Source organism: Futiania mangrovi, assembly GCF_024158125.1.
Lineage (GTDB): Bacteria > Pseudomonadota > Alphaproteobacteria > Futianiales > Futianiaceae > Futiania > Futiania mangrovi.
Window position 1 is genome coordinate 356,289 of record NZ_JAMZFT010000002.1, and the last position, 18,870, is coordinate 375,158.

The following is an 18,870-nucleotide window of genomic DNA, read 5'->3' on the forward strand; positions in this document are numbered from 1 at the left end:
TGGCCCTACCGCCCGTCGTTTCGGCCCGCGGTCCGGCCATACCGGTGGAGTCCGGCACCCTCGCGCTTAAGCCAGTCCCGGTGCCGCTTCCAGTCCGGCACGCGCCGCTCGACCAGCGCCCAGAAGCGCGGTCCGTGGTTCATCTCGTGCAAATGCGCGACCTCGTGGGCGGCCACATAGTCGAGCACGGCAGAGGGCGTGAAGACCAGCCGCCACGAGAACGACAGGACGCCACGCGACGAGCAGGAGCCCCAGCGGCTTTTCGGATCGGAGAGGCGGATCGCGTTGAGCGGCGCCTCCAGCGCGGCCGCATGGGCGTTCGCCGCCGCTGCAAGCCGGTCGCGTGCCAGCGCCCGAAGGAAGGCGCCGACCCGGCGCGGGACCGCGTCGGCAGGACCGCGCACGAGGAGCGCGCCGCCGGACAGTTCGGCGGGACGGCCGCGCGGGCCGTCATGGCGGATGACACGCGGCTCGCCCAGCACCGGGATCTCGGCGCCCGGCACGAACGCCACAGGTGCGGGTCGGGCGGCAATCTGCGCGGCGAGCCAATCGCGGTGGGTGTCTAGAAAGGCCTGCAAGCGCCGGGCGCCCACGCCTGGCGGCGCGGTGAGCACCGGCTCGCCCCGCGCATCAAGCCGAAGGGTCAGGCGCCGCGCCCTTGGATCGCGGCGGACGCGGACGTCCGTCTCGGTGCCGGACGCAATGCCAAGGACCTTCTCTTCCATCCGCCGGGCCGCGGGGGATCAGGAGGCGGGAAGCGCCGTGCGGTGCGTCCGCATGAAGTCGCGCACGCGCGGCTGGATCTCCGCGCGCCAGCGCGCGCCGTTGAACACGCCGTAATGGCCGACCTTGGGCTGCAGATAGTCCACGCGGCGGTCTGCCGGTATGTTCACGCAGATATCGTGCGCAGCCGTGGTCTGGCCGATGCCGGAGATGTCGTCATTCTCTCCCTCGACCGTCATCAGCGCGGTGCGGGTGATGGCGTCGGGCCGGACCAGTTCGCCCCGGTGTACGAGCTGTCCCCGTGGCAGCTTGAACTCCTGGAAGACGTCGCGGATGGTCTGCAGATAGAATTCCGCCGTCAGGTCCATGACCGCCAGATACTCGTCATAGAAGGCGCGGTGCTTCTCCACCGAGTCACCGTCGTTCTCGACCAGGTGATGGAACATCTTCAGATGCGCGTCGATGTGCCGGTCGAGGTTCATCGACATGAAGCCGGACAGCTGCATGAAGCCAGGGTAGACCCGGCGCATGAAGCCAGGATGCGGCCAGGGCACGCGCGTGATCACATTGTTCTCGAACCAGGACAGCGGCCGCTCGGTCGCCAGCTTGTTGGGGACCGTGGGGCTCTGCCGCGGGTCGATGGGGCCGCCCATGATGGTGATGGTGGCCGGCACATGCTCCGCACCGCGCTGATGCATGAGCGCCGTCGCCGCAACGACGGCCGGGCCCGGCTGGCAAACGCCCATCACGTGCACATCGGGGCCGAGGAACTGCACGAACTCGACGATGTAGTCGATGTAGTCGTCGAGATCGAAGCTACCCTCCATCAGGGAGACCGTGCGCGCGTCGATCCAGTCGGTCGCATAGACCTCGTGCTCGGGCAGCATGGCCTCGACCGTGCCGCGCAGGAGCGTCGCAAAATGGCCCGACATCGGCGCGACGATCAGCACCTTCGGGTCGCGGCGCCGGCCGGCAATGCTTTGCTCGCGCTGGAAATGGAGCAGATCGCAGAAGGGCTTGTGCAGGACCACGCGCTCGGCGACCGGGCAGATCTGCCCGGCGACGCGGGTCTCGTCGAGCCCCCACTCGGGCTTGCCATAGCGCCGGGTCGTGGACTCCATCACGTCGCAGGCCGCCGCGATGGCCTTTCCGGGCAAGGTGTAGGAGACCGGGTTGAAGGGATTACGCAGCATCTGCTGGCCCAGATGACACGCCGCCCGCAGCGGGGTCACCGCCGCATGGGTCAGCTCATAGGCATGGTACAGCATGGTTCCTGGCCCTTTCGCATTGTCCGCCCCGGCCAAACGCCCCGTTTTTCGCCATGAGACATCCGGACAAGTCTCGCGCATAACAGCTAAACAAAGCCTCTCGGGCTTCGCACTGCAACAAAAGTCTCAGATGCTGCCTTGCATGGGGCGTGCCTGAAAGGCCGCAAAAGCCTTGTGAAACCGCCGGATCGGGCGTTCCGCAAGGCTGCAATGCGTTTTCCGCGATCCGGAAAGGAAGCGGGCTGCGCCCTTAGAGGGCAGCGCGAATCGCCTCGGCGATCTGTTCTTCCGTCGCGTTCTGGCTGAAATGGCGCAGATATGTGCCGTCCCGGTCCATCAGGTAGACGAGCGCCGTGTGGTTCATCGTGTAGCCGCCGGCCGAACCTGCGTCCTCGGCCTTCGCGTAGTAGACGCGATAGGCCTTCGCAGCCACCTGCACCTCTTCCGGCGTGCCCGTCAGGCCGACGATGCCGGGATGGAAATAGGACAGGTAGGTGGCCATCGCCTCCGGCGTATCCCGCTCCGGATCGATGCTGACGAACAACGCCACCACCTCGGCCGCGGCATCCTCCGCCAGCATATCCAGTGCGGCACCGACCCGCATAAGTTCGGTCGGGCAGATGTCCGGGCAGAACGTGAAGCCGAAGAACACCAGCTTCAGCTTGCCGTCATAGGTCGCCTCGGTCACGCGCTGGCCGGTGTGGTCGGTAAGAACGAAAGGTCCGCCGATCGCCGCCTCGCCGCGCCCCGCACCCTCCTGGCCGGGAAGGACGAGGGTCCGGAGCCCCGGTAGCACCGCCACCGCTGCTCCCACGATCAGCACGGCTGCCGCGACCACATAAAGAGCTGTCCTCAGCATACTCTACTCCGCTTTCCGGCGCCGGATGACCGGCCCTACTCGCCCAGTTGCAGGATCATGCCGTGCTCGCGGGCACGCCGGAAGAACGCCATGAAGCCGAGCCCGCCGATCGCCAGATACAGCAAATTGAGGCCCGCCGCATAGGTCAAATGGTCCCAGCGCACGACGCCGTCGATCAGAACGGCCCGCATGCCCTCGAACACATGGGCAGGTGGCAGCATCGCTGCAACCGGCTGCAGCCAGGCGGGAAGGGACGCGACCGGGTAATACACCGCCGCGAACGGCGCAACCGCGAAGATCAGCGCCCAGGCCAGGCTTTCGGCGCCCTGGCCATACCGCAGCACGAGGCCCGAGACGAACAGCCCCACCGCCCAGCCGAACGCGATCAGGTTCGCAAAGAACAGCGCCAGCACCGGCCCCAGGCCGTAGATCGAGAAATCGAAGAACCAGATGGCAAGAAAGCTTGCGGGAACGAGGCCGAGCGCGGTGCGCAGCAGGCTCATCACCAGCAGGGACGCGATCCATTCCCCGGAGCGCAGGGGCGACACCATCAAGTGGCCGACATTGCGCGACCACAGTTCCTCGAAGAACGAGAGCGACACGCCAAGCTGTCCGCGGAACACCACGTCCCACAGCATCACGCCCGCGATCAGCACGCCCGCCGCCTGCGCGAAGAAGCCCGACTGCGTCATCATGAAGCTCTGCACGAACCCCCAGAGCAGCATCATCACGGTCGGCCAATAGACCAGTTCGAGCATCCGCGGGCCCGAGCCGCGCAGCAGGTACCAATAGCGCGCCACCATCGCACCGATGCGCCGGGCACTCGCTGCCGGACCGGACTGGGGGAGGAGGGGAGAACCGGTCATACCGCGGCCCTCCTGCCGGCCTGACCGCCCGGGGCGCCATCCCCGGCCTGCGCCGCGGCATCCCCTTCGGGCAAGGGCGGCATGGGTTCGCCGCGCGCGATCGCCAGGAAGACTTCCTCCATCGTCCGCCGGCCATACCGCTCGATCAGGGCAGCGGGCGGGCCTTCGTCCACAACGCGGCCGCCCTTCATCATCAGCACGCGGTCGGCCAGCCGTTCCACCTCGTGCATGTTGTGCGAGGCGAGCAGGATCGCGGCACCGTGCGCGGACCGGTAGCGCTCCAGGTATGACCGCACCCAGTCGGCCGTGTCGGGATCGAGCGACGCCGTAGGCTCGTCCAGGAACAGGATCTCGGGCGTGTTGATCAATGCCTTCGCCAGCCCGACCCGCGTCTTCTGCCCGGCGGACAGCTGACCTGCCGGCCGATCGAGAAAGCCGGCGAGGTCGAGGTCGCGGGCAAGCTCGGCAATGCGGCCGGCAACGTCGGGCACGCCGTAGAGCCGCGCATAAACCGCGAGGTTCTGGCGTACCGTCAGGCGCCGCGGCAGATCGACGTAAGGACTCTGGAAGTTGACGCGGGCGAGAGCGAGGTGGCGTGACGTCGCCATGTCGTGGCCCAGAACCTCGATCGTTCCGCCGCTGGGGATGATGAGGCCGAGCAGCATCGAGATGGTCGTCGTCTTGCCGGCACCGTTGCCGCCGAGCAGGGCGAGCGTCTCTCCACGCGCCAGGTCGAAGCTGACGCCGTCGACGGCACGGACGGCCTCGAACCGCTTCGCAAGGCCGCGGACCCGGATTGCAGGGGATGCATCCGGGCCTGAGGATGACTGGAGACCCATCATGCGCCACATATGGACCATGAGCGCAGCAAAGGCGAGGGCCGAGACATGACCGCAGAGACAGCGCGGTCCAGGACAGAGGAGCCGGTTCCGGTCACCGCATCCGGCGCGGCGCCGGCGCTGCGCACGGGCGACGGGGGCGTGCGCCACCGCACGCTGATCCTGCTGCGGTGGATTGCCATCTGCGGACAGCTCGTCGCAGTGCTCGGCGTGCATTTCCTGCTCGGCTTCGACCTCCCGCTGGAGGCCTGCCTCGCTGTCATCGGCGCGGCGGTCTGGATCAACCTCACCGTCCGCCTGTGGACACCGATGACGCGACGGCTGACCGACGGGGAGGCGACGGTCTCCTTTGCGTTCGACCTTCTGCAACTCGCCTGCCTGCTCTATCTCACCGGCGGCCTGACCAACCCGTTCGCATTGCTCTTCCTCGCCCCCGTGACGGTCTCCGCGTCGATCCTCAGCCCGCGCGCGACGGCCCTTCTGGGTCTGGTCGCGGGGGCGCTCATCACCGTGCTGGCAGCCGTCTACCGTCCCTTGCCGTGGACCGGACCGCCGCCCGATCTGCCGCCCGTCTACATTGGCGGCATCTGGGCCGCACTGATCGTCAGCCTGGCCTTCACGTCACTCTATGCCGCGCGCCTTGCACGCGAGCAGAGGCACATGGCAGCGGCGCTGGCGACGCTTCAGATGGCACTGGCGCGGGAGCAGAGGCTGGCGGCACTCGGCGGACTCGCGGCAGCCGCGGCGCACGAACTGGGCACGCCGCTCGCCACCATCACCATCGCGGCAAGGGAACTGGCCCGCGACATCCCCGCCGGCGACCCGCTGGCCGAAGACGTGCACCTGATCGCGGAGCAGGCCGCACGATGCCGTGACATCCTCACCCGGCTCGCCCGTCAGCCGGGAGGGGGAGAAGGCGCAGGCCCCTTTGCGCGGCTGCCGCTGCCAGTCCTGCTCGAGCAGGCCGTGGCCGCACACCGGGTACCTGACATCGACCTCGAACTGCGGTTCTACGCTGACGGGGAACGGGTCGATCCGAACCGCGCGGATACGCCGGTCCTCGACTGCCGACCCGAACTCATCCATGCGCTCGGCAACATCGTTGAGAACGCGGTCGCCTTCGCCCGGTCCCGCGTCGTGGTCGAGGCCCGTTGGGACGGCGCCGGGCTGACCCTTCAGGTGCGCGACGACGGGCCGGGCTTCTCTCCCGACGTGCTGCAGAAGCTGGGCGAACCCTATCTCACTTCGCGCCCGCGGGGCCGCCAGGGCCAGAACCGCGAGGGCCTGGGTCTCGGCGTCTTCATCGCGAAGACCCTGCTGGAGCGGACGGGTGCCCGCGTCACCTTCTTCAATGCCCGCCGGGGAGCAGGCCGCGGGGGAGCTGTGGTTGCCCTTTTCTGGAGCAAGTCTAAATTGAAGTCTGCCCATTCATCCGGCCACGACTGGTGGCCCCTGACGGAACGGTGACATGATCGCGACATCCCCCAAGGAGCTCATTGCGCCGGTGCAGACGCGGCAGCGCGCCGCCGGCAGCGACATGCGGCTCTTGCTGGTCGACGACGACCAGCCGTTGCTCAACCGCCTCGCCCGCGCCATGGAGCGGCGCGGATATGCGGTCGAAACGGCCGGGAGCATTGCCGAAGCACGCGACATCATCGCGGCCGGCCCGCCGCGCTTTGCGGTCGTGGACATGCGGCTGGAGGACGGCAACGGCCTCGACCTGGTCAGCGAACTGCGCGCACAGCGTCCCGACGCGCGCATCGTCATGCTCACGGGCTATGGCAACATCACGACCGCGGTGTGGGCCGTGAAGCATGGCGCTGTGGACTACCTCGCCAAGCCCGCGGACGCCGACGAGGTAGATGCCGCCCTGCGCGCCGCCGCCGACGACCTGCCGGAGCCGCCGGAAAACCCGATGTCCGCCGACCGCGTGCGCTGGGAGCACATCCAGCGCGTCTACGAACTGTGCGGCCGAAACGTCTCGGAGACGGCACGCCGCCTCAACATGCACCGGCGCACGCTGCAACGCATCCTTGCCAAGCGCAGCCCGCGCTGACGCCGGCCGTAGGCCTCAGAGGCCGTGCTCGGGCACGAAATCAGGATCGGCGAGCACCATGAGCCTGTCTGCGGCGGTCCGCGCAAGACGCTGGACCATCGCTTTCCTGCGGGCGGGTGAAAGCGCCACCCGCGGCCCCGTCAGATGCCGCGCGGCGCCATAGGCGTCGGCGATAAGCACCCCGACATCCTGGGGCAGCCTGCCGAGCGGAAAGGCCGCATCGACGGCAAAGTCGAAGACATCGCAGAATTCCAGGTAGTCGCCCCATTTCGCATCGGACTGGAAGTCGGCAAGACCGCTCTTCACCTCGACAATGGCGATTTCTCCGCGCCGCGAGAGAGCGACCAGGTCGGCGCGCCGGCCGTTGGGCAGCGAGACCTCCCGCAGACACGACCACCCGGCTTGCCAGTAATAGCGTGCCACACCGCGCGCGATCGCGGCCGCGCCGGACAGGTCCGGTTCCGAGAAGGGAGCGTGGTCTGTCATGGCGACAGACTGCCTCAGTCCCGCAGGCGTTTCCAGTGCAGCCCGGCTTCGCTGCAAAAGCCGTTCAATTGTCTAAAATTCTGCCTTTAAGTCTATTCGCGGCAACATTAACCAGTTTACCTAAACACACTCGCAAAAATACCCGCGAAAACAGCGAATATAAAGCATATTAACCAGGTTTGGTTATGCTTCATTTAGTTTTCTGGCAACAAATTTCGTGAACCGGAAGCCTTTCCGTAGAAGACGTCGAAAGGTCTGTTCCGGGGTCCGGCCGGTCAACGCAGTGTCTTGCGCCAACCGGGTTCTGTAGCGTGGAGGGGTAGCGTATGACCATTCCGGGGACAAGGAAGACGGCTGACCGGGGCGCGCGCCGGACGGGGCTGCGGGGGCAGATCAGCCAATTTGCACGGTCCGAGCGGGGCGCACTCGCGCTCGTGATGGGACTGACCTTCATTCCGATCGTCGCAGCGGTGGGCGCGACCTTCGACTATGCGCGGGTTGCGACAGGGCACTCTGGCCTTTCGAACGCGCTCGACGCGGCAGGCCTTGCGGCGGCGCAGCAATTGAGCGAGCCAGAGCAGATTGTGAAGTCGATCGCGCAGAACTTCCTGGAACGGAACCTGCCCGATAGCGGGCTCTTCTCCAGCACCCCCACTGTTCAGATTCTCGAGAAGACCGACGAGGTGTTGCGGCTGTCAGCGCGCGGCAAGGTCTCCACCGCGGTCATGGGCCTGTTCAACGTGAACGAGGTCGAGGTTTATGCCGAGGCCGAATTCACGCGCAAGGTCCAGGGTCTCGAGATCGCCATGGTGCTCGACACGACCTATTCGATGAAGGGCACCCGCATGACCGCGATGAAGGCGGCGGCAAAGGATCTGCTGCAAACGCTCTACGGCAGCGACCGGACATCCGACCGCCTGAGGATCGCCCTCGTACCCTTCGCGGATATGGTCAATATCAAGGCGACGCGTGCCGACTGGCGCGGCCAGAGCCTCGATCTCACCGTCGACGCAGGCGTCGATCCGCTTGCCGTCGACCCATGGGATCGTGCCGCGCAGGACACCACCATCCTCACCCACTATACCGGCGAGGACTGGGCCTGGATCGATGTGACGGGCAGCGCCCGCTACAATGGCTGGAACATCGATGATCATCGCTATGTCGAGCGGAATGGCAATGGCGGCGTGAACTACCGCACGGCACGGGAGTACGATTCGGAATACACACCCGATCCCTTCGAATTCGGAACGAAGAAAAACGGCGACCGGCTGGTGAAGGGCGGCAAATACGTGCCCTGTTCTCACAAGGACGCAAAGGGCTGCGACTATGAGGCTGTTCGCAACGACCACCTCTGGCTCTACAAGCAGGTCGGGCTGGAATGGCGGGGGTGCGTCGAGTCCCGCCCGATCCAGGGTGCCGACGGCGAAACCCGCGATCTCGACATCACCGTTACCGCGCCCGATCCCGACGATCCCGACACGCTGTTCGTGCCGTCGTTTCACGCCGACGGCGGCAGCGGGGGCTACCCGAGCTGGATGACCGACAAGAACGAGTTCGGGACCGGCAACGGACCGAAGGTGCCGTCCGGCAGCCTCGACCGCCTTGCCTATCTGAACAAGTACTATCAGAACGACCCCAAGGTTCAGAATGTCGCCGCCGACGAAGGGCCCAACCTGAACTGCGGCATCCCCGTCACGCCGCTGATCAGCAGCCGCGATGCGCTCGAGACTGACATCGATGCGCTCACCTACACGACCTCGACCAATATTCCCGAAGGTCTCGCGTGGGGCTGGCGGATGCTGGATCCGAAACCGCCCTTCGACGCCGCCCTGCCCTATGGCCACATCGACGACGATGGCGTGCGCTGGGAGAAGGCCATCATCCTGCTCACCGATGGCGAGAACTGGACCCAGGACAAGCGTTACAATTCCTATGGCTTCGCTGACGAGGACCGCCTGACCGGTCCCGAGGACGAGTCCGACATCAAGCGCGCCATGGACAAGCGTCTCGCCAAGCTGTGCGAGAACGTCAAGAATGCCGGCAAGGACGTTGGCGGAGAGGGCATCCGGCTCTATGTCGTCGCGTTCGACATGAACGGATCGGTCAAGGACACCCTCTTCAAGCCGTGCGCATCCGACCCCGCTCACTTCTTCGACGCCCAGGGCAGCGTCGCGCTGTCCTCGGCCTTCAAGAAGATCGGGGCGGACCTCGCCAGCCTGCGCATCAGCAAATAGGCCCGGCCCATCCCCCGTGCCGGGCCGGCGCAAGCGGGCGGGACCAGAAGGTTCCGCCCGCTTTGCATATGCAGGGGTCTACTCGGCCGGGGCGGGTGCCACGCGCTGCTGCTGCGCTGCCGTTTCCGGCCTGTCCCGGCGGATGAGCGTGTAGACCGCCGGGATGACGAAGAGCGTGAACAGCGTGCCGACGAGCATGCCGCCCACGATCACTAGGCCGATGTCCTGACGCGACTGGGCGCCCGCACCCGTGGAGATGGCGAGCGGCACAGCCCCCAGGACCATGGCGCCCGTGGTCATCAGGATCGGCCGCAGACGAAGGACCGAGGCCTCGACCACCGCCTCGCGCACCCGTGCGCCCTGCTCGCGGATCTGGTTGGCGAACTCCACGATCAGGATGCCGTGCTTGGTGATGATGCCGATCAGCGTGACGAGACCCACCTGGCTGTAGATGTTGAGCGTCGATCCCGTCAGATAGAGCGCCAGCAGCCCTCCGGTCATGGAGAGCGGCACGGTCAGCATGATGATGAAGGGGTCGATGAAGCTCTCGAACTGCGCCGACAGCACCAGGTAGATGAAGATCAGCGCCAGCACGAAGGTCAGGTAGATGGCGCCGCTGGAGGCAAGGAAGTCGCGCGACGTGCCGGAATAGTCGACCTGCATCGTGCCGGGGATCGTATCGCTGGCGATCTTCTCCAGCGCGGCCAGCCCCTCGCCCAGGCTCACGCCCGGAGCGAGGTTCGCCGAGATCGTTGCCGAGCGCAGCTTGTTGAAGTGATTGAGTTCGCGCGGTGCGACGGTCTCCTCGATCCGCACGAGGTTCGACAGCGGCACCATCTCGCCGAGGCTGGAGCGGACGTAGAGGCGCCGCAGATCGTCCGGATTGGAGCGGTCCACGTCCTCCATCTGCACGATGACATCGTACTGGCGCCCGTCGCGCTTGAACCGCGTCACCTGCCGCCCGGCCAGCATCGTCTCCATGGTGCGCCCGACGGTCTCCACGGAAATACCGAGGGCGGCGGCCTTGGAACGATCGAGTTCCACCTTGATCTGCGGCGCATCGAGAGCCAGGTCGCTGTCGAGGTTGTCGAGGAAACCGAGCTTGCGCGCCTCGCCGAGAATGGCGTCGACGGCCTCTGCCAGTTCGTCGTAGGGCCGCGAGGTCAGGACCACGATCTCGACGGGCTTCGACCGCGCGCTCTGGCCAAGGGGTGGAGGCGTCGTGGGAAAGGCGTTGACGCCCGGGACCGAGAACATCTTGCCGCGCAGCTCGGCCGCGATCTCCTGCGCCGTGCGCTCACGCTCGCTCCACGGCTGGAGATTCAGGAAGCCGATACCGCGGGACAGGACCGGAAAGCCGATGATCGACACATAGCGGTCGGCTTCCGGCGGCGTGGTGTAGATGTCCTCGAGCTGCTGCACGTAGCGGTCCATGTACTCGACCGTCGCGCCTTCCGGACCCGAAATGATGGCGACGATGGTCCCCTGGTCCTCGTAGGGCGCGAGTTCGGACTTCAGCAGCGTGAAAAGCCAGCCGCCGGCGCCCGCCACCGCGAGGCCGATCAGGATCACGAGCAGCGGTGCGGCCAGGGAAACCCGCAGCAGCGCGCGGTATCCGTTGTTGAGCCCGCGCAGGAACCGCTCGATCAGGTTGTAGAGCCAATTGTGCCGGACCTTCGAGGGATCCTGCTTCAGCAGCTTCGAGCACATCATCGGCGAAAGAGTGAGCGCCACGAAGCCGGAGATCAGCACTGCACCGGCGAGCGCCCAGGCGAACTCGGTGAACAGGCGGCCCGTCTTGCCCTCCATGAAGCCGATCGGGATGTAGACGGCCGCCAGCGTGATCGTCATCGCGAGGACGGCGAAGGTGATCTCGCGCGCGCCGTCGATTGCCGCCTTGAAGGGGGATTTCCCCATTTCGAGGTGCCGGTAGATGTTCTCCAGCATGACGATCGCGTCGTCCACCACGAGACCGATGGCCAGCACGAGAGACAGAAGCGTCAGCGTGTTGATCGAGAACCCGAACAGATACATCAGCGCGAACGCACCAACCAGCGACACCGGGATCGTCACCAGCGGGATGAGCGTTGCACGCATCGATCGCAGGAAGAAGAAGATGATCAGGACCACCAGCACCACCGCCTCCGCGATGGTGGTGTAGACGTTCTTGATCGACTCCGAGATGAAGACCGACTTGTCGTAGCCGATGTCGAGCTTCCAGCCTTCGGGCAGGCTGTCCTGGATGCCGGGCAGACGTGAACGGATGCCGTTTGAGACGTCCAGCGGGTTGGCCGTCGCCTGCTTGACGATGCCGAGCGTGACCGATGTCGCGCCGTTGAACCTGGAGATGCGGCGCTCGTCCTGGGGACCCAGCTCCGCCCGTCCGACGTCGCGCAGGCGCACGAGATAGCCGTTTGCCTCCGAGATGATGAGTTCGTTGAACTCCTCCGCCGTGCGAAGATCGGTTTCGGACAGGACGGAGAACTCCCGCTCGCGGCTCTCGATCCGCCCTGCGGGGATCTCGACGTTCTGCCGGCGCAATGCAGTTTCGACCTCCTGCACGGTCAGCCCGTTGGCCGCCAGCCGCTCCGGATCGAGCCAGAGCCGCATGGCATAGCGGCGCTGGCCGAAGATGCGCACCTCGGCGACACCCGGCACGATCTGCAGCTGGTCGGTGATGTAGCGGTCGGCGTAGTCGGAGATCTCCAGCGGGGTCGAACGGTCGCTCGACAACGCCATGTAGATGATGGCCTGCGCATCGGCTTCCGACTTCTGGATCACCGGCTCGCTGACCTCGTCCGGAAGCCGTCCCCGAACCCGGCTGACGCGGTCGCGCACATCCGCTGCGGCTGCCTCCGGATCCCGGTCCAGGTTGAAGCTGACCGTGATCTGCGAGGATTCCTGCCGACTGGTCGAGGTCAGGTAGTCGATCCCCTCGATGCCCGCCAGCGACTCTTCCAGAACCTGGGTTACCTGGCTTTCGATGATCGCCGCCGAGGCGCCCGGATATCCCGTGCGCACGTTCACGACGGGCGGGTCGATGTTCGGATACTCGCGCACCGAAAGACGCTCGTAGGACACCAGCCCAAGAAGCACCACCACGAGGCTCATCACGGTGGCCAGCACCGGGCGGCGGATGCTGAGTTCGGAAATCTGCATGGCTCAGCTTCCCTGGCGCACGGTGGCCGCTGCAGCGGCAGGGCCGGCGTTGCCCGCGCCGGAGACGGGGCCGCCGCCGCCACTGCCCGAGCGGTTCTGGCCGTCGATGACCGTCGGTGCCGTCCCATCGGGCGCACCTTGGCCGCCGGGACGCGCCGCGCGCACCTTGTCACCCGGCCGAAGCTTCAGCTGCCCGGCCGTCACCACGGTTTCGCCGGGGGCGATCCCTTCGACGATCTCGACCCATCCAGGCTGCCGGACCCCAAGCCGGACCTTCACGAACTCGACGGTCTGCCCGGCCGTGACCCGATACACATAGCGCCCGTCGGCGCGGGTCACGATGGCCTGTTCGGGCACGCTCACCACGTTCTCGCGGGTGTCGAGCACGAGGCGGACACGGCTGAACAGCCCCGGGCGAAGAAGGCTCTCGGCGTTCGGGATCCGCGCCCGCATGGCGATCGAGCGGCCCTCGACATCGGCGACCGGAGAGAGCGCGTATACCGATCCGGAGAAGGTGCGGCCCTGCAGGGCGTCGACGATGATCTCCACCTCCAGCCCTTCGCGCAATTGGGCCGAGTAACGCTCGGGCACGCGGAACTCGACCTTGATCGGATCGATGTCGGCGATGTCCACCAGGTCCTGTCCCGGCGTCACATAGGCGCCCACGCTGACGCGGCGCAGACCCACGATCCCCTCGAACGGGGCGCGCAGCCGGGTCTTTTCAAGACGCGCCCGCGCCAGTTCCACCCCGGCACGGTCAACCTCCAGCTGGGACACCGCCTCGTCGCGCGACCGGGCGGTGCCTGCACCGCGCTGAAGCAGCTCCCGCGCACGGTCGAAGGTGCGCTGCGAGAGCAGGAGCGCGGCTTCGTCCTGCTCCAGTTCGGCCGCATAGATCGAGTCGTCGAGCGTGAACAGCAGGTCGCCCTTGGCCACGCGCTGCCCCTCTTCGAAGGAAATGGCGGTAATCCGCCCGGCGATTTCGGGGCGGACGATGACCGTTTCGTTCGCGAGCAGGCTTCCCACCACGTCGACCACGGTATCGACGGCACGCAACTCGGCATCGGCCACATTGACCGGCACGATGCGCCCGCCGCCCTGTGCGAGGACGGATGACGGAAGCAGGAGACCCACACCCAGCACCAGCGCCGCAAGACTGGCCGGCCATCCCGTCGCCGTCGCAGACGGCTTCAACCCGCTCATTCCACTCTCCCGAAGACCTGCAGCCATTCAACGCCGGTGCGCGCCGGTTTCCGTCGCTGCGCGCAGCAACTTAGCACGTTGCGGAACCGTGGCGAGGCAGACCGGCCCTACCTGGCGTTGGACGCGTGCGCCTGACCTGGGGCGACCGACCAGTAGACATGGACCATGACAGCCGTCGCAAACAGCGGAATGATCAGATTGAGAACGGGAATTGTCAAAAGGAACGCCAGTGCGACGCCTGCGGTCAGCACGCGGCCGCGATGCCTGAGCCGCAAGGCCTTGGCTTCCGCGGGCGAGCCGTGGCGCAACGCCGCCAGCTCGAAGAACTCCCGGCCGACGAGCCAGCCGTTCACGAGGTAGAACAGCACGGGCGCAAGCGGTGCAAAGATCACGTAGACCGGTAATACCAGGAGATTGAGCAGCACCATCGCGCCGAGAAAGGTTAGGCCGGTGAGGAGCCCCTCGACGATCCCTTGAGGACGTGCCGGTATTCCCGTCGGGTAGTGCCGGCGCTCCACCGCGTCGGCCACCTCGTCGAGAAACAGCCCGGCGAAGAGCGAGGCCACGGGCAGCAGCAGGACCGCGAGGCCGAGCACGGCACCGGCACCTGCCAGGATGTCGATGATGCTGTCCAGCCAGCCATACCCCGTGGCCGGGATCAGGCCGATCGCCCATTTCGCGGCAAGCCCCAGCGCGGCGAGCAATCCGGCCGTCAGTGCCAGCGCCCGCCACAAGACACCCCGGAACGCCGGATCGGTCATCTGGGCGAACGCGCGGGAGAAGGCGGTGAGCATCGGGATCTGGCCTCGCAAGATGCAGGAGGGGGCCGGTTCTCTCTGGCCATGGCCACCAGATAGGGGTTAACTCCCGCCCCGAAAAGCCGTTTCCTGCGTCCGGCTCCGCTCCGGCGGCCGGACCTCCGCAAGACACCAGGGGGTTTGCATGCCTGCCAACGACCGCACCGTTCCCGTCGACGTGATCGGCATCGGCAATGCCATCGTCGATGTGCTCGCCCGAGCGGACGATGCCTTTCTCGCGGCGCACGGGCTTGCCAAGGGGGCGATGACCCTGATCGACGCGGCGCAAGCCCATGCGCTCTATGCAGCCATGGGACCCGGGACGGAGAAGTCGGGCGGTTCGGCGGCTAACACCATCGCCGGCCTCGCCTCTTTCGGCGGCACCGCGTCTTTCGTCGGCAAGGTGCGGGACGATCAGCTCGGCCGTATCTTCGCCCACGATATCGGTGCGCTGGGCGTGCAGTTCGCAACCCCCATGGCCGCACCGGGCGGAGAGCCGGCGACAGCGCGTTGCCTTGTCCTCGTCACGCCCGATGCGCAGCGCACCATGTGCACCTTTCTCGGTGTCAGTGTCGACCTCGGCCCCGGCGACATCCGCGAGGAGGACGTGGCCGCGGCGCAGGTCACCTATCTGGAGGGCTATCTCTGGGATCCACAGGAGGCCAAGGCCGCCATGCGCAAGGCGGTTTCCGCGGCGAAGGCCGCAGGCCGCCGGGTCGCTTTCACCCTCTCGGATGCCTTCTGCGTCGACCGCCACCGGGCGGAGTTCCTGGACCTCATCGCCTCGGACGTCGATGTGCTCTTCGCCAACGAGGCGGAGATCAAGTCGCTCTACCAGGTCGACACCTTCGACGCCGCCCTTCAGAAGGTGCGCGGCCATGCCGAGATCGTTGCGCTGACCCGCTCGGAAAAGGGATCGGTCGTGCTGTCCGGCGACGAGGTACACGTGATCGACGCCGCGCCCGTCCGGCAGGTCGTGGACACGACCGGTGCGGGCGACCTCTATGCGGCCGGCTTCCTCTACGGGCTTACCCATGGCGCGGGGCTTGCCGATTGCGGGCGGCTCGGCAGCGTGGCTGCGGCCGAAGTCATCCAGCACATCGGCGCGCGGCCCGAAACGTCGCTCGCCGACCTGGCGCGCGCACAAGGGCTGATCGCGCGCTGACGCGGTAGGGCCGCTCCGGTCAGGCGCCTTCGCGGCGGCGCGAGAGCATCCGGCCCACTGGGGCGCCCCCTACCACGTGCACATGGTAGTGCGGGACTTCCTGGTGGGCGTCCGGGCCGGAATTGGTGATCAGGCGGTAGCCGTTTCCGCCTTCGCCCTCGGCAACGCCAGTCTTGCGCGCCGCTTCGAGGATGGTGCGGTGAAAATCCGCGATCTCCGCGTCGCTGGCATTGGCCGCGAACGCCTCATGGTTGAGGTAGGGCCCCTTCGGTATGACCAGCACATGCACCGGGGCCTGCGGGTTGATGTCCTCGAACGCGAGCGTGTGCGCGCTTTCGCAAACCTTCTTGCAGGGGATCTCGCCGCGGACGATCCGGGCGAAAATGTTGTTCGTGTCGTAGGCCATACCGTTTCCCCGTGGCTTCCCCTCGCCGCTCAGGCCTTGCCCCGCGACGCCTTTTCCGCGATGCCCGATATGCCTTCGCGCCGGGCAAGTTCCGTCCAGACGTCCTCCGGCGCGACACCGGCGGACGCCCAAAGGACGAGCAGATGATAGAGCGCATCTGCCGATTCCGCGACGAGGGCCTCCCGGCCCTGGGCGGCGGCGGCGATGACCGTTTCCACGGCTTCCTCGCCGAACTTTTCCGCGCACTTCAGCGTGCCCCTGGCAAGCTGCCGCGCGGTATGGCTGGTCTCTGGATCGGCGGAACGCCGTGCCTCGATCGTCGCAAAGAGACGGTCGAGAACGTGCGCCTGCGCAGCTTCGGATGATGAGCGGGTCATTCTGAGCGAGTTAGCACGGGCCGGTGCCGTCCTCAATCCCAGAACGGCTTCGTCCGGGCGAGGCGCCGCCAGCGCGATTGCGCCTCCGACCATGCCGCATCGGCGCGGCCCGCATGGACGCCGAGCACGAGCCCATGGGTCCGGGAAAGCGTTCCGTCTGCAGAATCCGGCGGCGCGAGGTCGGCGAGCAGCGCCCGCGCCACCGCCACGTCGTTCAGATAGCCGAAGACATCCTGTAGCGTCTTGAGCGACTTCACCCAGGTCCGGACCCGCTTGGCGGGGAACAGCGGGGCGAACAGGTCGGCCCCGTAGCGCAGCTTCTTCAAGGACTTGCGCAACTCGTGCCGCTCAGCCTCGTCCAGGTCGGCGAGATGCCGGGCACGCTTGTCGACCTTGCGCCAGAGGCGGTCGAGCGCGCCGGACGCGAAGTGCGCGAGATCGGCCTCGCAGGCGGCGGCCCGGTCCTCGGGCGCATCGGGCTCGGCGCGCCAGCCTGCCCCCTCGGCATAGATGCCGAGGCCGAGAATCAGGGCGGGTGTCCGGGGATCGTCCAGTGCCGCGGCAAGCCGCGCATGGGCGGCCTCAGCGGCAATGGAGCGGGCGGCTTCGAGCCGGTCATACCCGGTCTGACCGTCCGGTGCCTCCGGGTCCAGCGCCCGTGCCGGCACTACGATCTCTGCTCCGAAGACATGAAGGTCGCGTGCCGGTCCTGCCTCGCCGGCGAGCCAGGCCGCCTCCGCCGCAAGGTGTCGTGCGCCATCCCCATCCGATACCGGCCGGAAAATCCGCAAGACGGACCGCAGCCTGCGCAAGCCGACGCGAAGCTGGTGGGGTCCTTCCGCGTCGCCGTTTTCCCGGCAGGCCAGGGCGTTCACCGCGATCTGGCGCAGGCAGGACCGCAGCGCGGCCCGCAGACCCTCCTCCACGGTCATACCCGCGGTCAGACCGGGGAGGCGGGCCGTCTCCGGCGCCGTCGGAGCCGTGATGTCCCTGCCCGCCGCGAGATGAAAGCCCCGTTCCGCTTTCGTCCGGGTCTCGAGGCGCAGGGGCTGATCGCCGAGAACGTCACGTGCAAGCGCGAACACGTCGGCGGGGCTGCCTTCCCTTATCTCGATCTCCAGTTCGCAGATGGGGGAGATGCGCTCTCCGGAACGAATCGTTCCCTTGTCGGCGGCGAGGAAAAGGGTGCTCCCCCCTTCGCCCGAGAGCGTCCACTCACGCCGGTCGATGTCGGTCTCGAACACGGGACGCAGGCGGCGGCGGCCGATAGCCCCGGCGGCCGCGGCGCGCAGGTTCCTGTCTCGGATCCGGTCGAGGTTCGGCCGGTCGGCAGCGATGGGCTGCTCGTCCTCCAGCACGTCGAGCAGCGCGCTTGCAGCGTCTCTGGCGGCCTTCAGGGTCTGGACGCGGGCGTCGCCCAGGTCGCGGATTCGCAGCGCCATACCGTTGCGGGATAGTGCTGCATCCGCCGTGTCCCAATAGACCGTGCGGAGGCGGCGGCGGCGCGGTTCTTCACGCAGCGCCAGGAGGGCGGAGCCTGCCAGAGCGGCCTCCATCTCTTCCGGCGTCAGGCGGAGTTTCAGCTCGATCTCACGGGGCGCGCTCTTGCTCATGGCTGGCACAGCGTGCTGAGCCGGCCTGTCACAATCAAGCGGCAAAACCGTCACAAAAGGCGTACCGGAACCCCAGCGGCGGCCATGTGGGCCTTCGCCTCGGCAATCGTGTAGGTGCCGAAGTGGAAGATGGAGGCCGCGAGCACCGCGCTCGCATGTCCCTCGAGCACGCCCTCCACGAGATGGTCGAGCGTGCCGACCCCGCCGCTTGCGATCACGGGAACGGTAACCGCGTCCGCGATCGTCCGCGTCAACGGAATGTCGAAGCCTGCCTTCGTACCGTCCCGGTCCATCGAGGTGAGCAGGATCTCGCCCGCGCCCAGGGCAACCACCTCGCGCGCATAATCGACTGCGTCGATACCGGTTGGGGTCCGCCCTCCGTGGGTGAAGATCTCCCACTTGCCCGGAGCGACCGCCTTGGCGTCGATGGCGACGACGATGCATTGCGCGCCGAACTTTTCCGCAGCGCGTGCGACGAAGGATCGGTCCTTGACCGCTGCCGTGTTGATCGAGACCTTGTCGGCGCCTGCGACCAGGAGCTTGCGGATATCCTCGACCGCGCGCACGCCCCCACCCACGGTCAGCGGCATGAAGCATTGCTCGGCCGTGCGGGCAACCACGTCGAAGATGGTGTCCCGGTTCTCGTGGCTGGCCGTGATGTCGAGGAAACACAACTCGTCCGCGCCCGCCGCGTCATAGATGCGCGCTTGCTCAACGGGGTCGCCCGCGTCGCGCAGGTCTACGAAGTTCACGCCCTTCACGACGCGGCCGTCCTTCACATCGAGACAGGGGATGATGCGGGTCTTCAGCATGGGAACT

Annotated in this window: 17 protein-coding genes; 4 read left to right on the plus strand and 13 right to left on the minus strand. The window is 67.0% G+C overall.

Annotation, left to right across the window (positions count from 1 at the left end; all coding sequences use genetic code 11):
- Positions 1 to 5: 5 nt before the first annotated feature.
- The 5 genes from NJQ99_RS08600 to NJQ99_RS08620 form a co-directional block, all read right to left on the minus strand.
- Entirely contained in the window at positions 6 to 725 is a 720-nt protein-coding gene (locus NJQ99_RS08600; RefSeq protein ID WP_269332420.1) for a M48 family metallopeptidase, read from the minus strand.
- 18 nt (positions 726 to 743) lie between these two features.
- Positions 744 to 1,991 carry a polyhydroxyalkanoate depolymerase gene (locus NJQ99_RS08605; protein ID WP_269332421.1) on the minus strand — a complete coding sequence of 416 codons (1,248 nt, stop codon included), beginning with the start codon at positions 1,989 to 1,991 and terminating at the stop codon, positions 744 to 746.
- A 250-nt stretch (positions 1,992 to 2,241) separates the two neighbouring features.
- The gene (locus tag NJQ99_RS08610; RefSeq protein ID WP_269332422.1) at positions 2,242 to 2,850 is read right to left on the minus strand and encodes an SCO family protein; all 609 of its coding nucleotides are present in this window, start codon (positions 2,848 to 2,850) and stop codon (positions 2,242 to 2,244) included.
- Between the two features lie 35 nt (positions 2,851 to 2,885).
- Positions 2,886 to 3,716 carry an ABC transporter permease gene (locus tag NJQ99_RS08615; protein ID WP_269332423.1) on the minus strand — a complete coding sequence of 277 codons (831 nt, stop codon included), beginning with the start codon at positions 3,714 to 3,716 and terminating at the stop codon, positions 2,886 to 2,888.
- Positions 3,713 to 4,558 (minus strand): ABC transporter ATP-binding protein, encoded by an 846-nt coding sequence (locus NJQ99_RS08620; protein ID WP_269332424.1) that lies wholly within the window; start codon positions 4,556 to 4,558, stop codon positions 3,713 to 3,715. The genes NJQ99_RS08615 and NJQ99_RS08620 overlap by 4 nt, the downstream gene beginning before the upstream one ends.
- A gap of 45 nt (positions 4,559 to 4,603) precedes the next feature.
- Between NJQ99_RS08620 and NJQ99_RS08625 the strand changes: the two genes are divergently transcribed.
- Positions 4,604 to 6,022: an ActS/PrrB/RegB family redox-sensitive histidine kinase gene (locus tag NJQ99_RS08625; RefSeq protein WP_269332425.1), complete on the plus strand. Its 1,419-nt coding sequence runs from the start codon at positions 4,604 to 4,606 to the stop codon at positions 6,020 to 6,022.
- A gap of 1 nt (position 6,023) precedes the next feature.
- On the plus strand, positions 6,024 to 6,611 hold the full coding sequence (locus tag NJQ99_RS08630) for an ActR/PrrA/RegA family redox response regulator transcription factor (protein ID WP_331283298.1): 588 nt from the start codon (positions 6,024 to 6,026) through the stop codon (positions 6,609 to 6,611).
- A 15-nt stretch (positions 6,612 to 6,626) separates the two neighbouring features.
- Here the strand turns inward: NJQ99_RS08630 and NJQ99_RS08635 are convergent, their stop codons facing one another.
- Positions 6,627 to 7,097 (minus strand): MmcB family DNA repair protein, encoded by a 471-nt coding sequence (locus NJQ99_RS08635; protein WP_269332426.1) that lies wholly within the window; start codon positions 7,095 to 7,097, stop codon positions 6,627 to 6,629.
- 326 nt (positions 7,098 to 7,423) lie between these two features.
- On the opposite strand from NJQ99_RS08635, the gene NJQ99_RS08640 reads away from it, so the two are divergent.
- Positions 7,424 to 9,331 carry a pilus assembly protein gene (locus NJQ99_RS08640; RefSeq protein ID WP_269332427.1) on the plus strand — a complete coding sequence of 636 codons (1,908 nt, stop codon included), beginning with the start codon at positions 7,424 to 7,426 and terminating at the stop codon, positions 9,329 to 9,331.
- 78 nt (positions 9,332 to 9,409) lie between these two features.
- On the opposite strand, the gene NJQ99_RS08645 is transcribed toward NJQ99_RS08640, so the two are convergent.
- The 3 genes from NJQ99_RS08645 to NJQ99_RS08655 form a co-directional block, all read right to left on the minus strand.
- Positions 9,410 to 12,490, minus strand: a complete 3,081-nt coding sequence (locus tag NJQ99_RS08645) for an efflux RND transporter permease subunit (protein ID WP_269332428.1) — start codon at positions 12,488 to 12,490, stop codon at positions 9,410 to 9,412.
- A gap of 3 nt (positions 12,491 to 12,493) precedes the next feature.
- Positions 12,494 to 13,693, minus strand: a complete 1,200-nt coding sequence (locus NJQ99_RS08650) for an efflux RND transporter periplasmic adaptor subunit (protein ID WP_269332429.1) — start codon at positions 13,691 to 13,693, stop codon at positions 12,494 to 12,496.
- A 107-nt stretch (positions 13,694 to 13,800) separates the two neighbouring features.
- The gene (locus NJQ99_RS08655; protein WP_269332430.1) at positions 13,801 to 14,487 is read right to left on the minus strand and encodes an EI24 domain-containing protein; all 687 of its coding nucleotides are present in this window, start codon (positions 14,485 to 14,487) and stop codon (positions 13,801 to 13,803) included.
- A gap of 148 nt (positions 14,488 to 14,635) precedes the next feature.
- Here NJQ99_RS08655 and NJQ99_RS08660 point away from each other — a divergent pair, with 148 nt between their 5' ends.
- On the plus strand, positions 14,636 to 15,655 hold the full coding sequence (locus NJQ99_RS08660) for an adenosine kinase (RefSeq protein WP_269332431.1): 1,020 nt from the start codon (positions 14,636 to 14,638) through the stop codon (positions 15,653 to 15,655).
- Positions 15,656 to 15,674: 19 nt separating this feature from the next.
- Here the strand turns inward: NJQ99_RS08660 and NJQ99_RS08665 are convergent, their stop codons facing one another.
- Genes NJQ99_RS08665 through hisF form a run of 4 tightly spaced genes read right to left on the minus strand, consistent with a single transcriptional unit; the run spans position 15,675 to position 18,863 of the window.
- Positions 15,675 to 16,061: an HIT domain-containing protein gene (locus tag NJQ99_RS08665; RefSeq protein ID WP_269332432.1), complete on the minus strand. Its 387-nt coding sequence runs from the start codon at positions 16,059 to 16,061 to the stop codon at positions 15,675 to 15,677.
- A gap of 29 nt (positions 16,062 to 16,090) precedes the next feature.
- Positions 16,091 to 16,438, minus strand: coding sequence for a phosphoribosyl-ATP diphosphatase (locus NJQ99_RS08670; RefSeq protein WP_269332433.1), 348 nt, complete (start codon positions 16,436 to 16,438; stop codon positions 16,091 to 16,093).
- A gap of 32 nt (positions 16,439 to 16,470) precedes the next feature.
- Positions 16,471 to 18,051 (minus strand): CYTH and CHAD domain-containing protein, encoded by a 1,581-nt coding sequence (locus NJQ99_RS08675; protein WP_269332434.1) that lies wholly within the window; start codon positions 18,049 to 18,051, stop codon positions 16,471 to 16,473.
- 50 nt (positions 18,052 to 18,101) lie between these two features.
- The gene (gene hisF / locus NJQ99_RS08680) at positions 18,102 to 18,863 is read right to left on the minus strand and encodes an imidazole glycerol phosphate synthase subunit HisF (RefSeq protein WP_269332435.1); all 762 of its coding nucleotides are present in this window, start codon (positions 18,861 to 18,863) and stop codon (positions 18,102 to 18,104) included.
- Between the last annotated feature and the right edge of the window lie 7 nt (positions 18,864 to 18,870).